Raw genomic sequence first — 7,418 nt, 5'->3', positions numbered from 1 at the left:
AAAAACTGGCAGACATGCAAACTGAAATTGCATTAGGTCTACAAGTGGCTTTACGTTTTGGCCGCATGAAAGATGAAGGCATTGCTTCAGTAGAAGGTACGTCCCTGATCAAGCGTAATAACTGTGGTAAAGCTTTAGACATTGCCCGTTTAGCGCGTGACATGATGGGCGGAAACGGGATCTCTGATGAATTCGGTGTAGCTCGTCATCTGGTGAATCTGGAGGTGGTAAACACTTATGAAGGTACACACGATGTACACGCCTTGATTCTAGGTCGTGCGCAAACGGGTATTGCTGCTTTTTCTAATTAATTCATTTTATAAATCAGAGATGCTCAGGGTTGAGCATCCTTAGGGCCTTTTGTCCCTAAAATTAATCAATAACTTAAATAAAGGATTCATCGTGAAGCTTTCTTGTAATTCTCAGTATTAGTAAGCAAAGTTCAAAAGATACAAGCAGAAAAAGAATAAAGAACACTGCTGAAGAACTGAAGACAGAGGAATGTCGGTGACTCATTTGGGAAAATGAGGTAATACATGAAAAATGAAAATCAAAATAGTATCCATCAGGACGCTGTCATTTTAGGCTTAAAACTGCCTAAGAACGTTGGAACGGCCCATCGTATTCATACCCATACTTGGAAATTAGCTTTTATATTTGCATTTGTCTCGTTGGTAATTGACGGCGTTGACATCATGCTGCTGTCGTTTAGCTTGACCAGTCTGAAAGCAGAATTTGGTCTGACCTCGTTTCAGGCTGGAATGTTAGGTAGTTCTTCATTAGCAGGAATGGCACTAGGCGGCATTACGGGTGGTTGGACTTGTGATAAGTTTGGACGAGTGAAAACGATTGCGTGGTCAGTCGTATTTTTCTCAATCATGACCTGTATTTTGGGACTTACTCAAAGTTATGAGCAGTTTATGGTGCTTCGCTTTATTGGGGCATTTGGGTTGGGTTCATTGTACATGGCTTGTAATACGTTGATGGCAGAATATGTACCGACTAAATATCGTACTACTGTGCTGGGTACACTCCAGACAGGTCAAACCGTAGGTTATATTGTAGCAACCTTGTTGGCAGGTTCGATTATTCCGGATTATGGTTGGCGTATGTTGTTCTACGTAACGATTATTCCTGCTGCCTTTGCACTAATGTTTATGCGTTTTGTTCCAGAGCCAGCTTCATGGCAGGAAGCTAAAATTGAACAGGCTAAGCGTAAAGCACTGAATCTTGATATTCTCGAAACTCCTATTTCTCCCCAACAGCCATCAGAAAGCATTTATAAGCGTATCTTTGGGCATCAGTTGCATCGACGTATGTTCCTATTATGGATGACTACAGCTGCATTCCTACAGTTCGGTTACTACGGTGTTAATAACTGGATGCCGACCTACCTTGAAACTGAACTTAATATGAATTTTAAGGCCTTAACAGGCTATATGGTAGGTGCCTATACGGCCATGATCTTAGGTAAGATTCTTGCTGGTTATGCGGCAGATAAATTTGGACGCCGTATTACTTTTGTATTTGGTACAGTGAGTACTGCAGCTTTCTTGCCCATCATTATTTTCTATAACAACCCAACTAATATTGCCTATTTATTGATTACCTTTGGTTTCCTTTACGGCATTCCATATGGTGTCAATGCGACTTACATGGCTGAGACTTTCTCAACAGATGTACGTGGCACAGCAATCGGTGGAGCATACAACATGGGACGCCTTGGCGCGGCAATTGCTCCAGCAACGATTGGATTTATCGCAGCAGGTGGTTCTTTTACTATGGCATTTATCGTCATGGGAACTGCGTATTTCATTGCAGGGGTGATTCCAGGCCTGTTTATTCGTGAACGTCAATATGATCCTCAACAGACTAGTTTGGTGAAGACAGCAGAAGCAGAACAAAGCGATTCTATCTCATCAGTCGATACTAAGAAACCAACTCGTCCAGCCACAGCAAGTCAGTAATTATAAAAGAATGAAATGGTCGGGATGTAGCCCGACCCCTTAAAGAGGAATGAGCATGAGTGCATTAAAAGGAATACGTGTACTAGATTTAAGCCGAGTCTTGGCTGGACCATGGTGTGGCCAGATTCTGGCCGATTTAGGTGCTGAAGTTATTAAAATTGAACGTCCTCAGTTAGGAGATGATACCCGTATGTGGGGACCACCATGGATGCTGGATCAGCAGGGCCAAGTGACACGCGAATCAGGCTATTTTCAATGCGCTAACCGTAATAAATATTCAGTCGCAGTTGATATTGCAAGTGTAAAAGGACAAGAGATTATTCAGGAAATTGCTAAAACTGCTGATGTCGTAATTGAAAACTATAAGGCAGGCTCATTGGCAAAATATGGTCTAGACTATGCCAGTCTAAGTAGGTTAAATCCAAAGCTGGTATATTGTTCAATTACAGGCTTTGGTCAAGATGGACCACGTGCCGAAGAGCCGGGTTATGATTTTATTATCCAAGGCATGTCAGGTTTGATGAGCATAACTGGTGAAAGAGATGGAGAACCATGTGCAGGTGCACAAAAAGTTGGAGTAGCCGTAGTAGATATTCAGACCGGACTCTATTCAACTATTGCCATACAGGCAGCCTTACTGGCACGCCAGCACACAGGACGAGGACAATATATTGATATGTCTTTACTGGATGTACAGGTGGCCACATTGGCTAATCAGGGTATGAATTATTTAACGTCAGGTGTGGCACCAAAACGAATGGGAAATAATCATCCCAATATCGTTCCCTATCAAACTTTTAAAGCCAAAGATAAAGAATTTATTATTGCTTGCGGTAATGATAAGCAGTTCAAGGATCTATGTATAGCTATTAATTTACCTGAACTTTTAGAGGATAAAAAATTCCAGCGTAATCAGGATCGGGTGAAACATCGCGATGAACTTATTCCTTTATTGTCAGAATATTTTCTCGCAAAAAATGCCAAAGACTGGGTCGATGCCATACATGCAGTAAAAGTACCGGTAGGCATAATTAATTCGATAAAGGATGCGCTGGCTGAACCACAGATTAAATATCGGGAGATGGTGGTTAATATTCCACATATGCTAAATGATCAGTTCAAAGTTATTGCTTCGCCAATCAAACTTTCGGACACGCCGGTAGAATATCGACATGCACCGCCACAGTTGGGTGAACATACCGGTTTAATCTTATCTAGGTTTAAAAATTCTGAGGAATTAGCTGTATTAAAAAATGAAGGCATTATTGATGGTACAATTCATAACTTAGTTGAAGATTCAGTAGTCTAACCCTGCGTCATTTTCTTACTCCAATTACACTCCTTTGCCGAAGTGATGTTTGACTTTGGCATTTTTTATATCTCTATGTTTGCAAGAATTCATCTAAAGCTTGAGTGAAAATAGTCACATCCCGGTTGACGCGGTATGATAGACAGATTCAGTCATTGGAACAGATTATGAAAATTGTCGCAGATGAAAATCTGGCATTTACCGATTATTTCTTTGCAGAATTTGGTGATATTCAGCATCGTGCAGGAAGAACTCTCACTGCGGAAGATGTAAAAGATGCCGAGGCTTTATTGGTTCGTTCCGTGACCAAAGTCAATGCAGCACTCGTACAGGACAGTCAGATTAAATTTGTTGGCAGTGCCACTATTGGTACAGATCATCTGGACATTGCTGCACTAGAACAACAGAACATTCGCTGGAGCAATGCACCCGGTTGTAATGCACAGGCGGTGGCTGAATATGTGATTACAGCTTTATTGCATTTACAACTCCAATTGATCAATGCAAATAAAGAATTCACCTTGGGTATTGTGGGTCTAGGAAATGTCGGTTCACGTTTGGCAACAATGGCCAAATTGCTGGGTTGGAATGTGATTGCCTACGATCCCTTTGTGCAACGTGATCAGGTTCATCAGGTTGAATTTGAAGAATTGCTAAAAGCAGCAGATGCCATTTCCATTCATGTGCCTTTAACCAAAACAGGTCAGCATCCGACTTATCATTTAATTAATGCTAATGCTCTTGGACAAATGAAGCCGGAAGCCATTTTAATTAATTCAGCGCGTGGGCCAGTTGTTGAAGAAGCAGCATTAATTGCTGATATTCAGACAACTCAACGTCAGGTTGTACTGGATGTCTTTGAGCATGAACCGGAAATTTCTGAACAGCTGCTGAATCTGATTACCTTGGTGACGCCACATATTGCAGGTTATAGTCTGGAAGGTAAGGCACGCGGTACTCAAATGATTTACGAGGCATTTTGCCAGACTTTTGGCTTTGAGATTAATAAGCAGTTTGAAAGCCAATTGCCTGTCTGTGAGCAGCTTTTCCAGAATCAGGATTTAAAACTGGCGCTACAACAGCATTTAACCCAGATCTATGATATCGCCCGTGATGATGCCAATCTGCGTGCTTGTTTAAAAGATGGCAAAGTCGATCAGAAAGCATTTGATCATTTACGCAAGACTTATCCTTTACGCCGTGAATGGGCCGCTCATGGAGGGCCAAAGGCATGAGTCAAACAGTATCTTATCAACCGACCTGCGACTTAAAAGCCATTAAAGCACGTGCCCACATGTATGCCCAGCTCCGTCAATTTTTTGCTGAACGTGACGTGCTGGAAGTGGAAACCCCGATTTTATCTCAGGCTGGTGTGACCGATGTGCATCTGGCTTCGATTCAGGCCCAGCGTCATGTCATGGGTAAGCTCAGCACACATTATCTACAGACCTCACCTGAATTTGCCATGAAACGTTTATTGGCCAGTGGCAGTGGGCCGATTTACCAGATATGTAAAGTATTTCGGGATGATGAACACGGCCGCAAGCACAATAGTGAATTCAGCATGCTGGAATGGTATCGACCAGGCTTTAGTCTGAAAGATCTGATGTTTGAAGTGACGGATCTGTTAAATGTGACACTTAAGGCCCGTTTTGGGGAAATCCGTCCCACTGTGCTCAGCTATAAACATGCCTTTATGGATCGCTTGGATCTCAATCCTTTACAGGCCACTTTGCAGCAACTCAAAGATTGTTGTCGCCGGGTAGGTCTCAATCTGGACTTGGGTGATGACCGTTTAGGATATATCGACCTTTTATTCTCGCATATGGTCGAGCCAAGCCTAGGGTTCGATACGGCTGTATTTCTGACAGATTTTCCACCGGAACTGGCATCATTGGCTAAAACCAGAATCGATGAAGATGGGGAGCTGGTTGCAGCCCGTTTTGAGCTGTATATCGAAGGGCTGGAACTGGCCAATGCTTATGATGAGCTGATTGATGCTGAAGTTTTACGTTCCCGCTTTGAAGCAGATGATGCAGAACGGGCAGCGCTTGGCTTGCATGTCATGCCGATTGATGAGTATTTGCTGGCGGCATTGCCACAAATGCCGGAATGTTCAGGTATTGCCCTAGGTCTTGATCGCTTGCTGATGATTGCAACCAATCAGATGAAATTGGAAAAAGTGATTACTTTCCCTGCTGAAATTTCATAAATTAAATCCACGATTGATCAGCTGGTTACGACTGGCTGATCACTCCAGATGCTTACGAAATCCAATACTGTAATTGTCAAATCCCAGTCCTTGATAAAAGGCATGCGCAGGATGGCGTTCTTCGCGTTTTCCGCTGTTGAGCTGAATCATCTTGAAGCCTTGCTCTTTTGCAATCTGTTCAATAGCAGCCATCAGTTGCTTGCCAATACCTTTTCCACGATGGGCCTGATCAATTACAAAAGCCTGAATCCTTAAATATCCACCGTCAAATTCCCAAGTGTATTCCTGAATAAAACCGGCATAGCCGATCACATGTGAATCCTGTTTTATAACCAGTGTCTGATAATGACTGTCTTGATGGAGATACTCCCAACGCTGTTTGATTTTTTCCAGCGTAGAGGGATAGCCAAGCTGAATCGTGAGTTGATGAACATCATGCAGGTCTCTTTCAAGATCCAGTTGACGGATGAGATAAGTCATTAGACATGTTCTTAGCTAAAAATAATATCAATCATAATCAATATTTACTTTCCTTAAGTGTTGAAATTACACGATAGCTTCAAAGAATTATTGCTATTTATATAGAAAATCGAGATGAGTAAGATTTAAGATATTAAAAGGCTCCCGAAGGAGCCTGATGTTTAAAGTATGGCACTATGCTGTTCTTTCAGTTCTGCCAGAGCGGCAATCCGTCGTTCAATTAGCATCTCACCAATATCCGGACCTTGAATTTCTGGTGGCAAATCTTGAGCTTTAATACTGCGAACCACCTGCATGGCATCCAGCACATATTGAGCCTGAGGATAAGCACGATTTTCCAACCCCAAGCGGCCGCGAGAGTCACATTCACAGGCCTGTACAAACGCTTCAACACGTTCAGGACGACGCAATACATCCAAACGCTGTAATAAACGCCATAAAGTGCCAGGTTTTAAGTTAAAAGCCTGATGGCATTTTAAGTGTTCTTTACAGACCGCCAATGCCAGCTGTTTGGTATGAGTCGGAACTCTTAAACGTTCACACAGCTCATTTACCGGTGTGATCCCACGTTCTTCATGCATGATATGGCGTGGCAATTCTTCCACAGGGGTTAATGCCTTACCCAGGTCATGAACCAGAACCGCAAAACGCACATCTAGACTATAATTTTGGCGGCAGGCTTGCTGTAAAGACATCATGGTATGAATACCACAGTCAATTTCCGGATGATATTCAGGACGTTGCGGAATGCCATATAAGGCATCCAGTTCCGGGAACAGTACTTTTAAAGCACCACAACTACGTAATACTTCAAAATACACATCTGCATCTTGTTCCATCAGTGCGCGTGTGGTTTCTTTCCAGACCCGCTCAGGTGTCAATGCATTAAGCTCGCCCGATTCCGCCAGCTGTTTCATCAGCACCAACGTTTCTTCTGCAATACTAAAACCCTGATGTTGATAACGCGCAGCAAAGCGGGCAATCCTTAAAACACGTAAAGGATCTTCGACAAAAGCTTCTGATACATGACGCAGTACACGATCAGCCAGATCTTTTTGACCGCCATAAGGATCATAAATCTTGCCTGAATCATCCATGGCCATGGCGTTGATGGTCAGGTCACGGCGGATCAGATCCTCTTCCAAGGTAACATTAATATCGGTATAAAATTCGAAACCATGATAACCATAGCCAGACTTGCGTTCGGTACGTGCCAGAGCATATTCGTCTTTGGTTTCAGGGTGAAGAAAAACAGGGAAGTCCTTGCCAACAGGTTGAAAACCTTCAGCAAGCAATTGTTCCGGCGTAGCGCCGACAACCACATAATCTTTTTCGTGATAGGGGTGTCCAAGTAAATGATCCCGAACTGCACCGCCTACTAAATAAACTTGCATGAAAAAACCTCTATTCTTACAAGCATCATGCTACAGAATAGAGGTTTTCTCAAGTC

Annotated in this window: 7 protein-coding genes; 5 read left to right on the top strand and 2 right to left on the bottom strand. The window is 42.8% G+C overall.

Going from position 1 to position 7,418, the window contains the following annotated elements; translation table 11 throughout:
- The 5 genes from RJ01_RS10045 to epmA form a co-directional block, all read left to right on the top strand.
- A partial coding sequence (locus RJ01_RS10045; RefSeq protein ID WP_264673488.1) for an acyl-CoA dehydrogenase family protein occupies positions 1-311 on the top strand: 311 nt, incomplete at its 5' end.
- 225 nt (positions 312-536) lie between these two features.
- Positions 537-1,967 carry an MFS transporter gene (locus RJ01_RS10040; RefSeq protein WP_034170975.1) on the top strand — a complete coding sequence of 477 codons (1,431 nt, stop codon included), beginning with the start codon at positions 537-539 and terminating at the stop codon, positions 1,965-1,967.
- Between the two features lie 55 nt (positions 1,968-2,022).
- The gene (locus RJ01_RS10035) at positions 2,023-3,276 is read left to right on the top strand and encodes a CaiB/BaiF CoA-transferase family protein (RefSeq protein ID WP_034170974.1); all 1,254 of its coding nucleotides are present in this window, start codon (positions 2,023-2,025) and stop codon (positions 3,274-3,276) included.
- Between the two features lie 167 nt (positions 3,277-3,443).
- On the top strand, positions 3,444-4,511 hold the full coding sequence (locus RJ01_RS10030; RefSeq protein ID WP_034170973.1) for a 4-phosphoerythronate dehydrogenase: 1,068 nt from the start codon (positions 3,444-3,446) through the stop codon (positions 4,509-4,511).
- On the top strand, positions 4,508-5,488 hold the full coding sequence (epmA, locus tag RJ01_RS10025) for an EF-P lysine aminoacylase EpmA (protein WP_034170972.1): 981 nt from the start codon (positions 4,508-4,510) through the stop codon (positions 5,486-5,488). Before RJ01_RS10030 ends, epmA begins: the two co-directional genes overlap by 4 nt.
- 39 nt (positions 5,489-5,527) lie before the next feature.
- Here the strand turns inward: epmA and RJ01_RS10020 are convergent, their stop codons facing one another.
- Both RJ01_RS10020 and RJ01_RS10015 read right to left on the bottom strand, forming a co-directional pair.
- Positions 5,528-5,968: a GNAT family N-acetyltransferase gene (locus tag RJ01_RS10020; RefSeq protein WP_034170971.1), complete on the bottom strand. Its 441-nt coding sequence runs from the start codon at positions 5,966-5,968 to the stop codon at positions 5,528-5,530.
- Between the two features lie 161 nt (positions 5,969-6,129).
- Positions 6,130-7,362 carry a multifunctional CCA addition/repair protein gene (locus RJ01_RS10015; protein WP_034170970.1) on the bottom strand — a complete coding sequence of 411 codons (1,233 nt, stop codon included), beginning with the start codon at positions 7,360-7,362 and terminating at the stop codon, positions 6,130-6,132.
- Positions 7,363-7,418: the final 56 nt, after the last annotated feature.

This window comes from Acinetobacter sp. YZS-X1-1 (assembly GCF_000804305.1).
Taxonomy (GTDB): domain Bacteria; phylum Pseudomonadota; class Gammaproteobacteria; order Pseudomonadales; family Moraxellaceae; genus Acinetobacter; species Acinetobacter variabilis.
Note: the sequence above shows the minus strand (reverse complement) of the source record. Positions and strands in the feature narration are given on the sequence as shown.

Excerpts from the sequence above, each read along its gene's own strand:
- RJ01_RS10040 (WP_034170975.1), top strand. The coding sequence starts at position 537 with ATGAAAAATGAAAATCAAAATAGTATCCATCAGGACGCTGTCATTTTA.
- RJ01_RS10035 (WP_034170974.1), top strand. The coding sequence starts at position 2,023 with ATGAGTGCATTAAAAGGAATACGTGTACTAGATTTAAGCCGAGTCTTG.
- RJ01_RS10030 (WP_034170973.1), top strand. The coding sequence starts at position 3,444 with ATGAAAATTGTCGCAGATGAAAATCTGGCATTTACCGATTATTTCTTT.
- epmA (WP_034170972.1), top strand. The coding sequence starts at position 4,508 with ATGAGTCAAACAGTATCTTATCAACCGACCTGCGACTTAAAAGCCATT.
- RJ01_RS10020 (WP_034170971.1), bottom strand. The coding sequence starts at position 5,968 with ATGACTTATCTCATCCGTCAACTGGATCTTGAAAGAGACCTGCATGAT.
- RJ01_RS10015 (WP_034170970.1), bottom strand. The coding sequence starts at position 7,362 with ATGCAAGTTTATTTAGTAGGCGGTGCAGTTCGGGATCATTTACTTGGA.